This is a genomic window from Streptomyces sp. RLA123, from assembly GCF_056270165.1.
The window spans coordinates 2,513,454-2,529,731 of sequence record NZ_JBWDOR010000003.1 but is presented as its reverse complement, the minus strand read 5'-3'; the positions used below and the strand labels follow the sequence as shown (position 1 = coordinate 2,529,731).

The window sequence follows — 16,278 nt, the reverse complement described above, 5'->3', positions numbered from 1 at the left end:
GGATTGTCCACCGCGGCGATCCGATGACATCGCCGGGGAAGACAGATTTCGTCGCGTAACCAAAAGGCAACAACGGAATCACTTGTTGAGGCGAGCCTACTCTGTCAGGATCATCCATCAATCCAGGCTTTGGCCACGCAGCCCGAGCGGATCCGAGGAGAAGACGATGGCCCTCAGTGCGCATGGCGCGTTCGATGTGCAGAAACGGTTCGCCGAGGGGGCCCAGTACATCGCCGGAGGACTCCGCCCCGGCACGTCCGGCCAGGACCACACCGTCGTCGACCCCGCCACCGGCGAGGCCGTGCACCGGTACGTGACGGCCGGCACCGCCGACGTGGACGCGGCCGTCGCCGCCGCGAAGACCGCCCTGCCCGGCTGGGCGGGCGCCACTCCCGCGGCCCGGTCCGACGCCATGCACCGCTTCGCGGCCGTACTGGCGGAACGGGCGGCGGAGTTCGCGTGGGCCGAGTCACTGCAGTGCGGCAAGCCGCTGCGGCTGACCACCGAGTTCGACGTCCCCGGCACGATCGACAACACCGCCTTCTTCGCCGGGGCCGCCCGCCACCTGGAGGGCAGGGCCGCGGGCGAGTACTCCGGCGACCACACGTCCTACGTGCGCCGCGAGCCGGTCGGTGTCGTCGGCTCCATCGCGCCGTGGAACTACCCGCTGCAGATGGCGGCCTGGAAGGTCCTGCCGGCCATCGCGGCGGGCAACACCATCGTGCTGAAGCCCGCCGAGCTGACGCCCCTGACCTCGCTGATGTTCGCCCAGGCGGCCGGCGAGGCCGGTATCCCGGACGGCGTGGTCAACATCGTCACGGGCGCCGGCCGGCCCGCGGGCGAGCACCTGGTGGGCCACCCCGATGTCGCGATGACCTCCTTCACCGGCTCCACCGCCGTCGGCAAGCGCGTCGCCGAGATCGCCACCGCCACCGTCAAACGGCTCCACCTGGAGCTCGGCGGCAAGGCGCCGTTCGTCGTCTTCGACGACGCCGACCTGGAGGCGGCCGTGCACGGCGCCGTCGCCGGGTCCCTGATCAACACCGGCCAGGACTGCACGGCGGCGACCCGCGCCTATGTGCAGCGGCCCCTGTTCGACGCCTTCGTCGCCGGGGTCGCCGACCTCTTCGCCGGGATCCGCGTCGGCGATCCCTTCGACGCCGGGACCGACCTCGGGCCGCTGATCTCGTACGCCCAGCGCGACCGCGTCGCCGGTTTCGTGGAGCGCGCCCGTTCCTACGCCACGGTCGTCACCGGCGGCGAGGCCCCCGCGGCGCCGGGCGCCTTCTACCGGCCCACGCTGATCACGGGCGCCGCCCAGGACAGCGAGATCGTCCAGTCCGAGATCTTCGGTCCGGTACTGGTCGTGCTGCCGTTCGACAGCGATGATGAGGGTCTGGATCTGGCCAACGACACGCCGTACGGTCTGGCGGCGTCCGCGTGGACCCGCGACGTCTTCCGTGCCGGCCGCGCCACCCGCGAGATCAAGGCGGGATGTGTCTGGGTGAACGACCACATTCCGATCATCAGCGAGATGCCGCACGGCGGCTCCAAGGCCTCCGGCTACGGCAAGGACATGTCCGCGTACTCCTTCGACGAGTACACCCAGGTCAAGCACGTGATGTACGACAACACCGCGGTCGCCCGCAAGGAGTGGCACCGCACCGTCTTCGGCGACCGCTGACCCGGCCGCCGCCCAGGACCGTCCCCCACCGGCCCGTACGCCCGTCCGTCCCACGCAATTCCGCCCCTGGAGGCAGCACCGCCATGGAGATGTTCGAGGGCCTGTCCGAACCCGTACGCAACGCGTGGGAACGCAGCCTGACCAGCGGGAGGGCCTCCCTGAGCCGGCGCCGGGTGCTCGGCGCCGGTCTCGGTGTCGCGGGCGCAGGGGCACTGGCCGCGTGCGGCATCCCGGCCGCCACCAACAACCAGGGCGGGGTCAAGAGCGACGACCTGTCCGACAAGGACAAGTCGCTGGTCTTCTCCAACTGGCAGCTCTACATCGACACGAGCGACGACGAGAAGCACATGCCGACCCTGGAGGCCTTCGAGAAGAAGACCGGGATCAAGGTCAAGTACACCGACGACATCACCGACAACGTCGAGTTCTTCGCCAAGATCAAGCCGCAGCTCGCGGCGGGTCAGAACACCGGCCGCGACCTGGTCGTCCTCACCGACTGGATGGCCGCCCGGATGATCCGCCTGGGATGGGCGCAGCCGCTGGACCCCACGTACCTGCCGAACGCCTACACCAACCTCGAGCAGCGCTTCCGCAACCCGGACTGGGACCCCGGGCGCGCCCACTCCTACCCCTGGCAGGGCATCGCCACGGTCATCGCGTACAACGAGAAGGCCACCAAGGGGAAGAAGGTCGGCAGCGTCTCCCAGCTGCTGGACGACCCCGCCCTCAAGGGCCGGGTCGCGATGCTGAGCGAGATGCGCGACACCATCGGCATGACGCTGCTCGACCTCGGCAAGCGGCCCGAGTCCTTCACCGCCGACGACTTCGACGCCGCCGTCGCCCGGGTCCAGAAGGCCGTGGACGGCAAGCAGATCCGCCAGTTCACCGGCAACGAGTACACCGACGGCCTGGCCTCGGGGAACATCGCGGCATGCGTGGCCTGGGCCGGTGACCTGGTGCAGCTCCAGGCCGACAACCCAGAGATCAAGTTCGTGATCCCCGACGTCGGTTACATCTACTCGACGGACAACATGCTGGTCCCGGCGGGTTCCAAGCACCGCAAGAACGCCGAGCTGCTCATGGACTGGTACTACCGGCCCGCGATCGCCGCCGAACTGTCGGCGTGGGTCAACTACATCACGCCCTGCACCGGCGTGTACGAGGAGCTGCTCAAGATCGACAAGGACGTGGCCGGCAACCCGCTGATCATCCCGAATGAGGAGATGAAGGCGAAGGCCCATCCCTTCCGGTCCCTCTCCGCCGACGAGGAGACCGCCTTCGAGGGCAAGTTCGCCAAGCTCATCGGCGCCTGACCGGCCACCGCAGACAGGGATCTGACGACATGACCCAGCAGACCGCACCGCTCACCGACGAGCCGGCCGGACCCGGCGGCCCCGCCGGCGGCGCCGTGACACTGACCGGCCTCGGCAAGACCTACGGCGACTTCACCGCCGTCCACCCGCTCGACCTCACCATCCCCGAAGGCTCCTTCTTCGCCCTCCTCGGTGCCTCCGGGTGCGGCAAGACCACCACCTTGCGCATGGTCGCCGGGCTGGAGGACCCGACCTCCGGCACCGTCCGCATCGGCGACCAGGACGTCACCGGACTGCCGCCCTACAAGCGCCCGGTCAACACCGTCTTCCAGAACTACGCGCTCTTCCCGCACCTGGACATCTACGAGAACGTCGCCTTCGGTCTGCGCCGCCGCGGCATCAAGTCCGTCAAGGGCCAGGTCGGGGACATGCTCGACCTCGTGGAGCTCGGCCACCTGGCCCGCCGCAAGCCGCATCAGCTCTCCGGCGGTCAGCAGCAGCGCGTCGCCGTCGCCCGCGCCCTGATCAACCACCCCAAGGTGCTGCTGCTCGACGAGCCGCTGGGCGCGCTGGACCTCAAACTGCGGCGCCAGATGCAGCTGGAACTCAAGCGCATCCAGACCGAGGTCGGCATCACCTTCGTGCACGTCACGCACGACCAGGAAGAGGCCATGACCATGGCCGACACCATCGCGGTGATGAACGCCGGCCGCATCGAGCAACTCGGTGCCCCCAGCGACCTGTACGAGAACCCGCGCAGCACCTTCGTCGCCAACTTCCTCGGCCAGTCCAACCTGATCGAGGCCCAGATCACCGGCACCGACGGCGCCGACCTGCTGCTCAGCGTCGGGGACCGGCGGCTGGTCATGCCGGCCGCGCGCTGCGCCGCCAAGAGCGCGCGGTCCGGGGACAAGGTCCTCGCCGGGGTGCGGCCCGAGAAGATCACCATCGTGCACGCCGACGACGCCGGCGACATCCCCGACGGCCGCAACTCCATGACCGGCCGGATCGTGGACGCGAGCTTCATCGGGGTCTCCACGCAGTACGTCGTCAACAGCCCCTGGTGCCCCGAACTCGCGGTCTTCGCGCAGAACGTGGAGCGCGACGGCCGCCTGGTGCCCGGGGCCGACGTGGTCCTGCACTGGAGCCCGGCCCACACCTTCGGCCTCGACGCCGCCCAGGACATCGAGGCGGGGGAGGTCAGCGCGTAATGGCCGCCCTCTCCCCGGCGCCCGCGGGCGCGCCCGCCCAGACCCCGCCGGCACCGCCCGGCGCTGCCGCCAGACGGCGCAGACTCGTCCCGTACTGGCTGCTGTTGCCCGGCATCCTGTGGCTGCTGGTCTTCTTCGTCGCCCCGATGGTCTACCAGGCCTCGACCTCCGTGCAGACCGGCTCACTGGAGACCGGCTACCGCGTCACCTGGCACTTCGCGACCTACTGGGACGCCTTCCAGGAGTACGACGTCTTCTACCTGCGGTCGCTGATCTACGCCGGCATCGCCACCGTGCTGTGCCTGGCGATCGGCTACCCGCTGGCGTACACCATCGCCTTCAAGGCCGGCCGCTGGCGCAACGTGCTGCTGGTGATGGTCATCGCGCCCTTCTTCACCAGCTTCCTGATCCGCACCCTGGCCTGGAAGACGATCCTGGCCGACGACGGCGTCGTGGTCTCGGCGCTGGACAAGCTCCACATCCTCAACGCCACCGCCGCGCTCGGCCTCACCGCCGACGACCGCGTGCTCGCCACGCCGCTGGCGGTGGTGTGCGGTTTGACGTACAACTTCCTGCCCTTCATGATCCTGCCGCTGTACACGTCGCTCGAGCGGATCGACCCGCGGCTGCACGAAGCGGCCGGCGACCTGTACGCCCGCCCCTTCACCACCTTCCGCAAGGTGACGTTCCCGATCTCGCTGCCCGGCGTCGTGGCCGGCACGCTGCTCACCTTCATCCCGGCCTCCGGCGACTACATCAACGCCGAACTGCTGGGCAGCCCCAGTGAGCAGATGATCGGCAACGTCATCCAGTCGAAGTTCCTGACGGTGCTCGACTACCCGACCGCCGCCGCGCTGTCCTTCATGCTCATGGCCGTGATCCTGGTCATCGTCTCGGTGTACATCCGCAAGGCGGGAACGGAGGAACTGGTCTGATGCCCGTTCTCACCTGGGTGCGCCGCCACCTGGTCGTCTTCGCGGGCGTCGCCGCCCTGGCGTACATGACGCTCCCCAACGTCGTCGTCCTGATCTTCTCCTTCAACCAGCCCAAGGGCCGCTTCAACTACACCTGGAACCACTTCTCGCTCGACGCCTGGAAGAACCCCTGCGGCGTCGGCGACATGTGCGACTCGGTGTCGCTGTCCCTGGAGATCGCCGTCCTCGCCACGATCGGCGCCACGGTGCTGGGCACCATGGTCGCCTTCGCGCTCGCCCGTCACCGCTTCCGCGGCCGCGGGCCGGTCACCGGGCTGATCTGGCTGCCGATGGCGATGCCCGAGATCGTCATGGGTGCCTCGCTCGGCACCCTGTTCCTCAACATGCGCATCCAGTTCGGCTTCTGGACCATCCTCATCGCGCACATCATGTTCTGCCTCAGCTTCGTGGTGACGGCGGTCAAGGCGCGCGTGATGAGCATGGACCCCCGGCTGGAGCAGGCCGCCCAGGACCTGTACGCCACACCGTGGTCCACGTTCTGGCGGATCACCTTCCCGATCGCGGCGCCCGGCATCGCGGCAGGCGCGCTGCTGAGCTTCGCGATCTCCATCGACGACTTCATCATCACGCAGTTCAACGCGGGACCCACCACGGTCACCTTCCCGATGTTCGTCTGGGGCGCCGCCCAGAAGGGACTGCCCGTCCAGGTCAACGTCATCGGCACGCTGATGTTCGTGGTGGCCGTGCTCTGCGTCGTCGTCGGACAGCTGCTGGGACGCCGCAGGAAAGCCCATACGTAGACCGGCCACGACCTGTGCCGGCCCCGGCCCCGCATCCCAAAGGTGTGAGAACCCATGGATCCAGCCCGTTCGCTCGCCGACGCGCAGCCGACACCGTACTGGCTGGAGGACCCCGGCAGGCCGCGGGCGGGATCCGCCCTCGTCGGCGACGAGCACGGCGACCTGCTGGTGGTCGGCGGCGGCTACACAGGGCTGTGGACCGCGCTGCTGGCCAAGGAGCGCGACCCGCGGCGCGACGTCGTCCTCGTCGAGGGCAAGGAGGTGGGCTGGGCGGCGTCCGGCCGCAACGGCGGCTTCTGCGCCGCCAGCCTCACCCACGGCCTGGCCAACGGACTCGCCCGCTGGCCGGGCGAGTTCGCCGCACTGGAGGAGCTCGGCAACCGCAACCTCGACGGCATCGAGGAGGCGGTCGCCCGCTACTCCATCGACTGCGACTTCGAGCGCACCGGCGAGATCGACGTCGCCACCGAGCCCTACCAGTTCGACGCACTGCGCGCCGCGGCCGAGGAGGCGGCCCTGCACGGCGTCGAACTGGAGGTGCTCGACCGTGACCAGGTGCGCGCCGAGGTCGACTCGCCCACCTTCGTCGGCGGTCTGTGGGACCGCACCGGCGTGGCCATGCTCCACCCGGCCAAGCTGGCCTGGGGCCTCAAGCGCGCCTGCGAGGAGCTGGGCGTGCGGGTCTACGAGCACACCCGCGCCACCGGGCTCGCCCGCAACGGCTCCGGCATGGCCGTCCGCACCCCGTACGGACGGATCTTCGCCCGGCACGTCGCGCTCGGCACCAACGTCTTCCCGTCGCTGGTCAAGCGCGTGCGCCACTATGTCGTCCCGGTCTACGACTACGCCCTGATGACCGAGCCGCTGACGGCCGGGCAGCTCGGCGCGATCGGCTGGAAGCGGCGCCAGGGACTCGGCGACAGCGCCAACCGGTTCCACTACTTCCGGCTGACGGCGGACCACCGCATCCTGTGGGGCGGCTATGACGCCATCTACCCCTACGGCGGGCGCCTGGACGCCGCGCGCGACGAGCGCCCGGAGACCTACCTGAAACTGGCCGGGCACTTCTTCCGCTGCTTTCCCCAGTTGGAGGGCGTCCGCTTCACGCACGCCTGGGGCGGCGCGATCGACACCTGCTCGCGCTTCTCCGCCTTCTTCGGCACCGCCCACGACGGGCGGGTCGCCTACGCCGCCGGCTACACCGGTCTCGGCGTCGGCGCGACCCGCTTCGGCGCCGACGTGATGCTCGACCTGCTGGCCGGGGCGTCCACCGAGCGCACCGCGCTGGAGATGGTGCGGAGCAAGCCGATGCCCTTCCCGCCCGAGCCACTGGCCTGGGCCGGGATCGGGCTGACCAAGTGGTCGCTGGGCCGCGCCGACCGCAACGCGGGCCGCCGCAACCTGTGGCTCAAAACGATGGACCGGCTCGGGCTCGGCTTCGACAGCTGAGAGCGCGAGGGACGACCCGGGCCTTCCGGGGCCGCCCCGGAGCCCGGCCGGCGGACTGTGACGGGAATCACCGCCGAAAGATCCGAAAACTCGCGTAATGATCGGCCGTCGCGCCGCTCTCACCGTGTGACAGACATGAACGCACACACACGGAACGGAGGAACCGGCATGGTCGGCACCGGCGCGCGCGGCGCGGTCGAATGGCTGGTTTCCGTGGCACCCGACCCCGAGACGACCCGGTGGGAATGGGAGCGCAACCCCCTCGGGGTGACGCTCCTGCCCGCCGGGCGGCTCTGGGACCTCCTCATCCTCACCGGGGAGCTCGGCTACCCCACCCTCGACGTGCTGACCCGGCTCGTCGACCGGCCCGGCCCGGTCCTGGCCGACTTCGGCGACTCCCGCATGGGCTTCCTCGTGCCACCGGGCACCGCCGCCCGCTGGATCGGCACCGGGGTGCGCACCGCGGGCAACGGCACATGGATCGTCGTGCCCTACCCCGGCCGGGCCACCGGCGGTGTGCGCTGGCTCGTCCCGCCGGACGGCACCGGCCACCTCACCGACCCCGGTGTGCTCGAGCTCGCCATGCACGAGGCCGCCGCGCACCTCGCGGTGCACCGTCCCCGCGACACGGAAGAGTGAGGCGGCCGGGCGCGGGCCCCGGTGCGCGACACTGGTTCCATGATCCCGACGGAACGCGACCGGGCCACGACCCGGTCCGCACACCCGACGGCGGCGGCCTGACGTGGGACTCGCGCCGGGCCACGCCGCGTTCGTCGAGACCGTGCTGCCCGTCTGCGAGCCGTACGGTCTGGCGTTCGCCGGCGGTCACGCGGTCCACGCCCACGGGCTGCGCGGCGCCCCCTCGCGCCACCTGGACCTGGTGACCTTCAGCTCCACCTCCGTCGGGCGGATCGCGGCGGCACTTGAGGCCGCGTGCACCGCCGCCGGCTACGAGGTGGCCGACCTGCCCCGGACCCCGCTTTCCGCGCAGTTCACCGCGGCGCTCCCCGGCGCGCTCGCGTACACCGTCCATGTCGCCAAGGAGCCGCTGTCGCACCCCCCGGTCCTGATCGGTCTGGGCCTGTCGCGGCCGGTGCCCGCCGTCGCACTGGAGGACTGCGCCGCGCTGAAGGTGGCCGCGCTCGTCGACCGCGCCCTGCCGGGCGACCTCGTCGACGTCCGGGCGATGACCGCGTGGTTCGCCCCCGGGGAACTGCTGTCCATGGCGGTGCGCCGCGACGAGGACTTCGAGCCCGGAGCGCTCGCCGACCGCCTGGACAAACTGGTCGAGGCCGACGACCGCGCCTACGCCGCCCGCGGCCTGGAGGCCCAAGAGGCCGCCGAGCTCAAGCGCTGGGCCTTCGCCTGGGCCCAGGACATCCGGCTCGACCTCATGGAGGGGATGGAGCGCCCCGACGATCTGTACGACATGTAAAGGGAACGCCTCGGCCGCCGACACATTGGTGCTTGAGGCCCGCCTCGCGCACTGGCGAGACTGGCGGGAGAGGACGCGAAGGACGACAGGGAGAACAGCCGTGACGGACAAGCACATCACGCACTGGATCGCCGGGCAGGCGTGGGCCGGTACCGCGGAGCGCCACGGCGACGTGTACGACCCGGCGACCGGAGCCGTCACCGGGCGGGTGGACTTCGCGGCGATCACCGAGGTCGACCAGGCGGTCGGCGCGGCCGCCGCCGCGTTCAAGGAGTGGCGCAACGCCTCCGTCGCCAAGCGCGCCACGGTGCTGTTCGCCTTCCGGGAGCTGCTGAACGCCCACCGCGACGAGCTGGCCGCGATCATCGTCTCCGAGCACGGCAAGGTGCACTCCGACGCCCTCGGTGAGATCGCCCGCGGCCTGGAGGTCGTCGAGTACGCCTGCGGCATCCCCCAGTTGATCAAGGGCGGCTTCACCGAGCAGGCCTCGACCGGCATCGACGTCTACTCCATCCGGCAGCCGCTCGGCCCCGTCGCGATCATCTCGCCGTTCAACTTCCCGGCCATGGTGCCGATGTGGTTCTTCCCGATCGCCATCGCCGCGGGCAACACGGTCGTCGTCAAGCCCTCCGAGAAGGACCCGTCCGCCGCCAACTTCCTCGCGGAGCTGTGGAAGCGGGCCGGGCTGCCCGACGGCGTCTTCAACGTCGTGCACGGTGACAAGGTCGCCGTCGACCGCCTCCTGGAGCACCCGGACATCAAGTCCGTCTCCTTCGTCGGTTCCACCCCCATCGCCCGCTACGTCTACGAGACCGGCACCCGCTACGGCAAGCGCGTCCAGGCCCTCGGCGGTGCAAAGAACCACATGCTGGTGCTGCCGGACGCCGATCTGGACCTCGCCGCCGACGCCGCCGTCAACGCCGGCTTCGGCGCGGCGGGCGAGCGCTGCATGGCCGTCTCCGTCCTGGTCGTGGTCGACCCGATCGGCGACGAGCTGGTCGGGAAGATCAAGGAGCGGATGGCCGGCCTCACGATGGGCCCCGGCTGCAACGCCGGCTCCGAGATGGGCCCCCTGGTCACCGGCGCCCACCGCGACAAGGTGACGTCCTACCTCGACGCGGGCCTCGCCGACGGCGCCACCCTCGCCGTGGACGGCCGCGCGCACGGTGTCACCGGCGACGACACCGAGGGCGGGTTCTGGCTCGGCCCGACCCTCTTCGACGACGTCAAGCCCGGCATGTCCGTCTACAACGACGAGATCTTCGGCCCGGTCCTGTCCGTGGTCCGCGTGGGCTCCTACGACGAGGGCCTGGAGCTGATCAACTCCAACCCGTACGGCAACGGCACGGCCATCTTCACCAACGACGGCGGCGCCGCGCGCCGTTTCCAGCACGACGTCGAGGTCGGCATGGTCGGCATCAACGTGCCGATCCCGGTGCCCGTGGCGTACTACTCCTTCGGCGGCTGGAAGGCCTCGCTCTTCGGCGACACCCACGCCTACGGTCCGGACGGCGTCCACTTCTTCACCCGCGGCAAGGCCGTCACGCAGCGGTGGCTCGACCCGAGCCACGGCGGCATCAACCTCGGTTTCCCGACCAACAACTGACCGCGAGGGCGGCGCCCGGCAGCAGGGCGGCGCACAGCAGCCAGCTCCCCACGACGTCGAGCGGCCAGTGGTAGCCGCACCGGACCAGACAGACCCCCACCGCAGCGTTCAGCAGCACGGCGGCCGCACCCAGCAGCCGCCGTGCCGCCGCACCTACGAGGAAGTGCGCCAGCAGCAGCGCGGCGCCCCCGTACGCGACGGCGGCGGTGGCGGCGTGGCCGGAGGGGTAGAGCCCCGGGTAGCCGGGGGAGAGGGTCAGCGAGCCGGGCCCGGCCCGGCCGATCAGCGGCTTGAGCAGGCTCACCAGCACGGGGACCGCGACCATCGCCAGGGCGTACGCGAGCGCCGGCAGCCACCAGCGGGGGAGTCCGGCCCGCCGGAGTCGCCACATGGTATAGACCATTGCGCTCAGGAGTACCGGCACGGCGATCTGCGCGTTGCCCAGGTCGGCGAGGAACTGCGCGAGGGGCGAGGCGGCCCCGGCCGGGCGTACGGAAGGACCCGCGATCGCGGTGCGCACCGGCCCGTCCCACGCCAGCAGGCGCCCGCGAACCGCCTCCTGCCAGGTCAGCAGTCCGAAGAGCGCCGTGCACACGACGATCAGCAGAGAAGTTGGCCGCCCCGGAACAGGGGGGAGAGTTCCGGGGCGGCCAGAACGATCGCCGTACCGCCCGCCCCGGGGGGTTTGGGGCAAGCGGCCGACCGATCGGCGAGGATTGCCGGAGCCTGAGGCTTCGGCGGTGTGCGCGAGGGCACTGCTGTACCGGTGATGGGGAGTCACCGGCACAGTGTCGCCCGCGGACTTCCGCAGACGGGGTGTTTCTTCCATCTGCGGAAACCGTACGTCACGGGCGAGGCGTCAGACAGGGGTTGCACCCTCCCGCCATCAGGCCCGCACACCTTCTTCACCGTGTGTGCCGGGGGTTCCCCAGCACCGGGGAAACGCCTGGTCACAGGCGGGTGAACGCGCTCTCGATGATGTCCAGGCCCTCGTTCAGCAGGTCCTCGTCGATCACCAGCGGGGGCAGGAAGCGCAGCACGTTGCCGTAGGTGCCACAGGTCAGGACCACCAGGCCCTCCGCGTGGCAGGCCTTGGCCAGCGCGGCGGTCGCGGCGGCGTTCGGGGTCCTGGTCCCGGGCTCCACCAGTTCCACCGCGATCATGGCGCCGCGGCCGCGGACCTCGCCGATGACGTCGAACTTCTCCTGCATGCCGTGCAGGCGTCCCAGCATGATCTCGCCGACGCGGCGGGCCCTGGCGTTGAGGTCCAGCTCCTTCATCGTCTCGATGGCGCCGAGCGCGGCCGCGCAGGCCACCGGGTTGCCGCCGTAGGTGCCGCCCAGGCCGCCCGGGTGCGCGGCGTCCATGATCTCCGCGCGGCCCGTGACGGCGGCCAGCGGCAGACCGCCGGCGATGCCCTTGGCGGTGGTGATCAGGTCGGGGACGATGCCCTCGTCCTCGCACGCGAACCACTCGCCGGTGCGGCAGAAACCCGTCTGGATCTCGTCCGCGACGAAGACGATGCCGTTCTCGCGCGCGAACTCCACGATCTTCGGCAGGAAGCCCTTGGCCGGCTCGATGAAGCCGCCCTCGCCCAGGATCGGCTCGATCACGATCGCGGCCACGTTCTCCGCGCCGACCTGCTTGGCGATCATGTCGATCACCTGGGCGGCCGCCTCCTCCGCGCAGTTCTCCGCGCCGGTCAGCCAGCGGTACGGGTAGGCCAGCGGCATCCGGTAGACCTCGGGCGCGAAGGGGCCGAACGAGTGCTTGTACGGCATGTTCTTCGCCGTCAGCGCCATCGTCAGGTTCGTGCGGCCGTGGTAGCCGTGGTCGAAGACGACGACGGCCTGGCGCTTGGTGTACGCGCGGGCGATCTTCACCGCGTTCTCGACGGCCTCGGCACCGGAGTTGAACAGCGCCGTGCGCTTCTCGTGGTCGCCCGGGGTCAGCTCGTTGAGGGCCTCGGCGACCTCCACGTAGCCCTCGTACGGCGTCACCATGAAGCAGGTGTGGGTGAAGTCGGCGAGCTGCGCCGAGGCGCGCCGCACGACCGCCTCCGCGCTGTTGCCGACCGAGGTCACCGCGATACCGGAACCGAAGTCGATCAGCGAGTTGCCGTCCACGTCCTCCAGCACGGCGCCGCCGGCTCGGGTGACGAAGACGGGAAGGGTCACACCGACGCCGTTCGCGACCGCAGCAGCCTTGCGCGCCAGCAGCTCCTGCGACTTGGGGCCGGGGATCGGGGTGACGAGGCGGCGCTCCTGGGCCAGATCGGTCATGGCGGGCGTACTCCTTCGAACCGTTGTCCTTTCCCGCAGGCTAAGCCCGTACGGCGGTACCCCGCACACTCCGCGGGGGCGCACTGTACGAGGACTCTTCGACGTGACGGACATGAGCGTGCCAAGATCCTTCGGACCCGGGTGGCCGCTCGACTACATTGAGTGCGGACCTGCGAGGGGTGGCACACGCGATGGACATCGACGGTACACACGGGAGGCCTGCGGCGCCTCCGCCCGGCGGTACGGGCCCCGGCACACCGCCAGTTCCGGGCGCCCGGCCGGTGCCGGGCGTCCCACCCGTGCCCTCGGGACCGCCCCCGGTCCCCGGCGCGCGGCCCGGACCCGGCGACCCCGGCGGCCGCAGCCCGGCCACCGAGAAGGGGCGCACCGGCACGCCCCCGCCGCCCACCTCCGCCCCCGGCGCCCGCCCGGCCTCCGGCGGCTGGCCCGCGCCCCCGGAGGCCACCCCGCCCGCCGGCCCCGACGGCGCCGGGTTCGTCGCCTGGCTGCGCGCGCCGCGCCCCGCCGCCGAGCCCGGCGTATGGCGCAACGGCCACCGTCCGCGGCCCGCGGACGACCCCGAGGCCGTGCCGGGCCGCCAGCTCGTCAGCGGCGCCGTCATCGCCTTCCTCGGCGGCTGGCTCCTGTGGTCGCTGCTGTGGAACGGCTACCTCGGCAGCTACTGGCTGTGGCCCCTGCTCGCCGTCACCCCCGACTCCTGGCGTCACGCCGGCGGCAACCAGACCGCCTACGCCTGGGCCTCGTACCTCTACTACGCGCTCATCGGCGGCGCCCTGCTGATCTTCTTCGCCCGGCTCGGCCGCTGGCCCGAGATGTGGCGGCGCTTCATCTCCGCCCCGCTCCAGCGGGCCCGCGAGGAGGATCCGGCCGCCTCCGCGCGCCCGCCCGCGGACCCCCGGCAGGACCCGGCGGAGTTCCCCGCGCTGCGTGACGGCGGCGCCGCCGACGCCGCGGACCGGCTCGCCGGCGATGCGCGCGCCGGGCACATGAACGACGTCGACTTCGCGCGGCTGGCCCGCGCCTGGCAGTCGGTGCGGTCCGAGCCCGGCCGGCTCCCCGCCTTCACCGACACCGTGCTCCGCTACGGCGCCGCCGCCTGCGCCCACCCCAGCGGAGCCCGCGACCTGCCGGTGCGCGCCGCCCTGCACGACCTGCTCGCCGGACAGGTCCGCATCGGCACCGCCTCCGAGGACGAACGCAACCCCCGCACCCACCGCGCCGCCGGCTTCGCCCTCGACGCCTCCGTGCTCGGCACCTCCCTGCTCGCCGTGGGACCGCCCGGCTCGGGCAAGACCGTGCGCATCGTGCGGCCGGTCCTCGAGTTCATGTGCCTCCAGGCCCTCGCCGGGCGGGCGGCGGTCGTCGTGGTCGGCACGGACGGAGCGCGGCTCGCCCCGGACGAGTCCTTCGACGTCGTCGTCAAGATCGGCCGCCCCGACTCCGCGTACGACCTCGACCTGTACGGCGGGGCCGGCGACCCTGACGAGGCCGCCGGCTTCCTCGCCGAAGCCCTGGTCGGCGACCTCGCCGCCGCACTCCCCGGCGGCGACAGCCGGCGCGCCGCCACCGCGCTCGCCCAGCTGCTCGGGCCCTTCCACACCGCCCACGGCCGCTTCCCCTCCGTCCCCGAACTGCGCGAACTTCTCGACGGCACGCCCGCGGCGCTGGCCGCCCTGCGCACCGCTCTCCAGGACCGCGGCCCCGCCGCGCTGGCCCAACTGCGCGAACTCGACGCCCGCGAGCGCCAGTCCGCCCGCCCCGGCGACGCTGGACCGCTGCTCGCCGACCGCATCGCCCTCCTCGACCGTCCCGCGTTCGCCGGCTTCTTCGACACCACCGGTGGCAGCCACCCGTTCTCCCTGCGCGGCCTGGAACACCCCCTCCGGGTCCGCATCGACCTCCCCGAACGCGGCCACGCCGAGGTCTCCCGCATCCTCGCGCGGCTCGTCCTCGCCCAGTTCGCCGAGTGCGCCGTGGCCCGGCATGACCGTTCCCTCTTCGCCTGCCTCGTCCTCGACGACGCCTCCCACACCGTCACCGCGGAATCGGTACGCGGCCTCCAGCGGATGCGCTCCGCGAACGCCGGGGCCGTCCTCACCCTCCGCACCCTCGACGACGTGCCCGAGCCCCTGCGCGCCGCCCTCCTCGGCGCGGTCGGCTGCCGCGCCGCGCTCTCCGGGGTCACGGCCTGGGACGGGGCCCGCTTCGCGGAGGTCTGGGGCAAGGAATGGGTCGACGTCCAGGACGTCACCAACCGCCAGATCATCGCGGACGAACCCCTCACACGCGTGCTGCACACCGTGCGGCGGCTCGTCACGGGCAAAGCGGTCACGGCGGAGTCCATCACGGTCCGCAAGGTCGAACGCGAGCGGTGGTCCGCGTCGGACCTCGCCCACGTGGTCCCTGCGGGGCATGCGGTGTTGTCGTTGACGGCCGTCGACGGTGAGCACGCACCCCCCGTCCTGGTCGACCTCCGGTCGTAGGTTTTTTCCCCGCCCGCCCTCCCGGGTGCCCTGTGACGTCACGCGCCCCGGCGCCCGTTGTTGTGGGGGCCGGGTTCGGGGCCTCCGGGGCCGGCCATTCTGGACAGCACATTTCGGTGCCTCAGGGCCCTGATCTGCGCACTGGGGTGGTGCACCCACGTATGCTCCAGCGTCCAGAACGCCCACCCTCCCCCAGCCTCCGGCCGGGGGTGCCTCCAACACCCCCGCCCCCTCAGGTTTCGTCATGCGCCTGATCCCCAGTGGGGGGTGGGGGCGGTCGTGGCCCAGGCCATCCGTCGGCGCGACGGGGTCGGGTCGTCCGCCCCCGACACGCCATGGCGCGAACCGGCTGACCCACCCGGACCGGCCCGGCGAGCCGACCCACATCGACGTGAGGAAACCCGGCCGGAGCCCCATCCACGGCCGACAGACCGGCCGGAGCCGGCACAGCGCAGCAGCATGGGCTTCGGCCACGTCCACGCCGCCGTCGACAACCACAGCCGTGCGGCCTGCACCGAGATCCACCGATGAGACGGCCCGCCACGCCGGACCGCGATGCCCTCGCAGCCGCGGACATCGACCGCGACCTGCACGCCCTGACGAACTCCAGGATCTGCTGCCGCAGCCAGGCCGGCGCCTCGTCCGCGATCGCGCGCCAACCGCTGTCGATGGTCGACGAGTGCCCGCGGTCGAGGGAGGCCATGAAATCGGTGACCGCCTCGGACTACCAGCAGGCGCTCACTGACCCTGGTGGCCCCCAATGAGCCGCATTCACAACGCTGCGGGTCGATCCCTCTCGCGCCGGTGAGTGATCACTCCCTGCCCGGCCCCGTTGCGTCGACGTATGGCCTGGGCCACGACCGCCCCCCACCCCCCACCGGGGATCAGGCGCATGACCGGCCCCGGAGGCCCCGGACCCGGCCCACCCACATACGCGCGTCGGGGCGCCCTGACGTCACAGGGCTGGGCGCACCCCCGGCCGAAGGTTGGGGGGAGCGCGGGCGGGGAAAAACCTGGCGGCGCCGCAGGTATACGGTGAGGCAGAATCGGAAGAGACCG

General features: G+C 71.6%; 13 protein-coding genes. 11 read left to right on the top strand and 2 right to left on the bottom strand.

The features are described 5' to 3' along the window. Window positions 1-166 precede the first annotated feature (166 nt). The 9 genes from RV983_RS11245 (at window position 167) to RV983_RS11205 (ending at window position 10,433) form a co-directional block, all read left to right on the top strand. Window positions 167-1,684 carry a gamma-aminobutyraldehyde dehydrogenase gene (locus RV983_RS11245; protein WP_475985658.1) on the top strand — a complete coding sequence of 506 codons (1,518 nt, stop codon included), beginning with the start codon at window positions 167-169 and terminating at the stop codon, window positions 1,682-1,684. An 83-nt stretch (window positions 1,685-1,767) separates the two neighbouring features. After that, window positions 1,768-2,997 (top strand): polyamine ABC transporter substrate-binding protein, encoded by a 1,230-nt coding sequence (locus tag RV983_RS11240; protein ID WP_475985657.1) that lies wholly within the window; start codon window positions 1,768-1,770, stop codon window positions 2,995-2,997. Window positions 2,998-3,026: 29 nt separating this feature from the next. After that, window positions 3,027-4,208 (top strand): ABC transporter ATP-binding protein, encoded by a 1,182-nt coding sequence (locus tag RV983_RS11235; RefSeq protein ID WP_475985656.1) that lies wholly within the window; start codon window positions 3,027-3,029, stop codon window positions 4,206-4,208. Further along, window positions 4,208-5,143: an ABC transporter permease gene (locus RV983_RS11230; protein ID WP_475985655.1), complete on the top strand. Its 936-nt coding sequence runs from the start codon at window positions 4,208-4,210 to the stop codon at window positions 5,141-5,143. The genes RV983_RS11235 and RV983_RS11230 overlap by 1 nt, the downstream gene beginning before the upstream one ends. Next, complete coding sequence (locus RV983_RS11225; protein ID WP_475985654.1) at window positions 5,143-5,943, top strand: ABC transporter permease; 801 nt, start codon at window positions 5,143-5,145, stop codon at window positions 5,941-5,943. Before RV983_RS11230 ends, RV983_RS11225 begins: the two co-directional genes overlap by 1 nt. A gap of 54 nt (window positions 5,944-5,997) precedes the next feature. Further along, complete coding sequence (locus RV983_RS11220) at window positions 5,998-7,392, top strand: NAD(P)/FAD-dependent oxidoreductase (protein ID WP_475985653.1); 1,395 nt, start codon at window positions 5,998-6,000, stop codon at window positions 7,390-7,392. A gap of 168 nt (window positions 7,393-7,560) precedes the next feature. Further along, window positions 7,561-8,031 (top strand): hypothetical protein, encoded by a 471-nt coding sequence (locus RV983_RS11215; RefSeq protein ID WP_475985652.1) that lies wholly within the window; start codon window positions 7,561-7,563, stop codon window positions 8,029-8,031. A gap of 103 nt (window positions 8,032-8,134) precedes the next feature. After that, window positions 8,135-8,827 (top strand): nucleotidyl transferase AbiEii/AbiGii toxin family protein, encoded by a 693-nt coding sequence (locus RV983_RS11210; RefSeq protein WP_475985651.1) that lies wholly within the window; start codon window positions 8,135-8,137, stop codon window positions 8,825-8,827. A gap of 100 nt (window positions 8,828-8,927) precedes the next feature. Then, window positions 8,928-10,433: a CoA-acylating methylmalonate-semialdehyde dehydrogenase gene (locus RV983_RS11205; protein WP_475985650.1), complete on the top strand. Its 1,506-nt coding sequence runs from the start codon at window positions 8,928-8,930 to the stop codon at window positions 10,431-10,433. On the opposite strand, the gene RV983_RS11200 is transcribed toward RV983_RS11205, so the two are convergent. Together RV983_RS11200 and gabT are read right to left on the bottom strand one after the other, a co-directional pair. After that, window positions 10,405-11,028, bottom strand: a complete 624-nt coding sequence (locus RV983_RS11200) for a phosphatase PAP2 family protein (protein WP_475985649.1) — start codon at window positions 11,026-11,028, stop codon at window positions 10,405-10,407. The genes RV983_RS11205 and RV983_RS11200 overlap by 29 nt on opposite strands. A gap of 355 nt (window positions 11,029-11,383) precedes the next feature. After that, window positions 11,384-12,715 (bottom strand): 4-aminobutyrate--2-oxoglutarate transaminase, encoded by a 1,332-nt coding sequence (gene gabT / locus RV983_RS11195; RefSeq protein ID WP_475985648.1) that lies wholly within the window; start codon window positions 12,713-12,715, stop codon window positions 11,384-11,386. Between the two features lie 191 nt (window positions 12,716-12,906). On the opposite strand from gabT, the gene RV983_RS11190 reads away from it, so the two are divergent. Both RV983_RS11190 and RV983_RS11185 read left to right on the top strand, forming a co-directional pair. Then, a complete protein-coding gene (locus RV983_RS11190) occupies window positions 12,907-15,219 on the top strand; it encodes a type IV secretory system conjugative DNA transfer family protein (RefSeq protein WP_475985647.1) in 2,313 nt (770 codons plus the stop codon). A 527-nt stretch (window positions 15,220-15,746) separates the two neighbouring features. Then, window positions 15,747-15,983 carry a hypothetical protein gene (locus tag RV983_RS11185; protein WP_475985646.1) on the top strand — a complete coding sequence of 79 codons (237 nt, stop codon included), beginning with the start codon at window positions 15,747-15,749 and terminating at the stop codon, window positions 15,981-15,983. The last annotated feature ends 295 nt before the right edge of the window (window positions 15,984-16,278 follow it).

What these genes read in the sequence shown, in the direction of transcription:
- RV983_RS11245 (WP_475985658.1), top strand. Translation starts at nt 167, where the DNA reads ATGGCCCTCAGTGCGCATGGCGCGTTCGATGTGCAGAAACGGTTCGCC.
- RV983_RS11230 (WP_475985655.1), top strand. Translation starts at nt 4,208, where the DNA reads ATGGCCGCCCTCTCCCCGGCGCCCGCGGGCGCGCCCGCCCAGACCCCG.
- RV983_RS11220 (WP_475985653.1), top strand. Translation starts at nt 5,998, where the DNA reads ATGGATCCAGCCCGTTCGCTCGCCGACGCGCAGCCGACACCGTACTGG.
- RV983_RS11215 (WP_475985652.1), top strand. Translation starts at nt 7,561, where the DNA reads ATGGTCGGCACCGGCGCGCGCGGCGCGGTCGAATGGCTGGTTTCCGTG.
- RV983_RS11235 (WP_475985656.1), top strand. Translation starts at nt 3,027, where the DNA reads ATGACCCAGCAGACCGCACCGCTCACCGACGAGCCGGCCGGACCCGGC.
- RV983_RS11190 (WP_475985647.1), top strand. Translation starts at nt 12,907, where the DNA reads ATGGACATCGACGGTACACACGGGAGGCCTGCGGCGCCTCCGCCCGGC.
- RV983_RS11225 (WP_475985654.1), top strand. Translation starts at nt 5,143, where the DNA reads ATGCCCGTTCTCACCTGGGTGCGCCGCCACCTGGTCGTCTTCGCGGGC.
- RV983_RS11240 (WP_475985657.1), top strand. Translation starts at nt 1,768, where the DNA reads ATGGAGATGTTCGAGGGCCTGTCCGAACCCGTACGCAACGCGTGGGAA.
- RV983_RS11185 (WP_475985646.1), top strand. Translation starts at nt 15,747, where the DNA reads ATGAGACGGCCCGCCACGCCGGACCGCGATGCCCTCGCAGCCGCGGAC.
- gabT (WP_475985648.1), bottom strand. Translation starts at nt 12,715, where the DNA reads ATGACCGATCTGGCCCAGGAGCGCCGCCTCGTCACCCCGATCCCCGGC.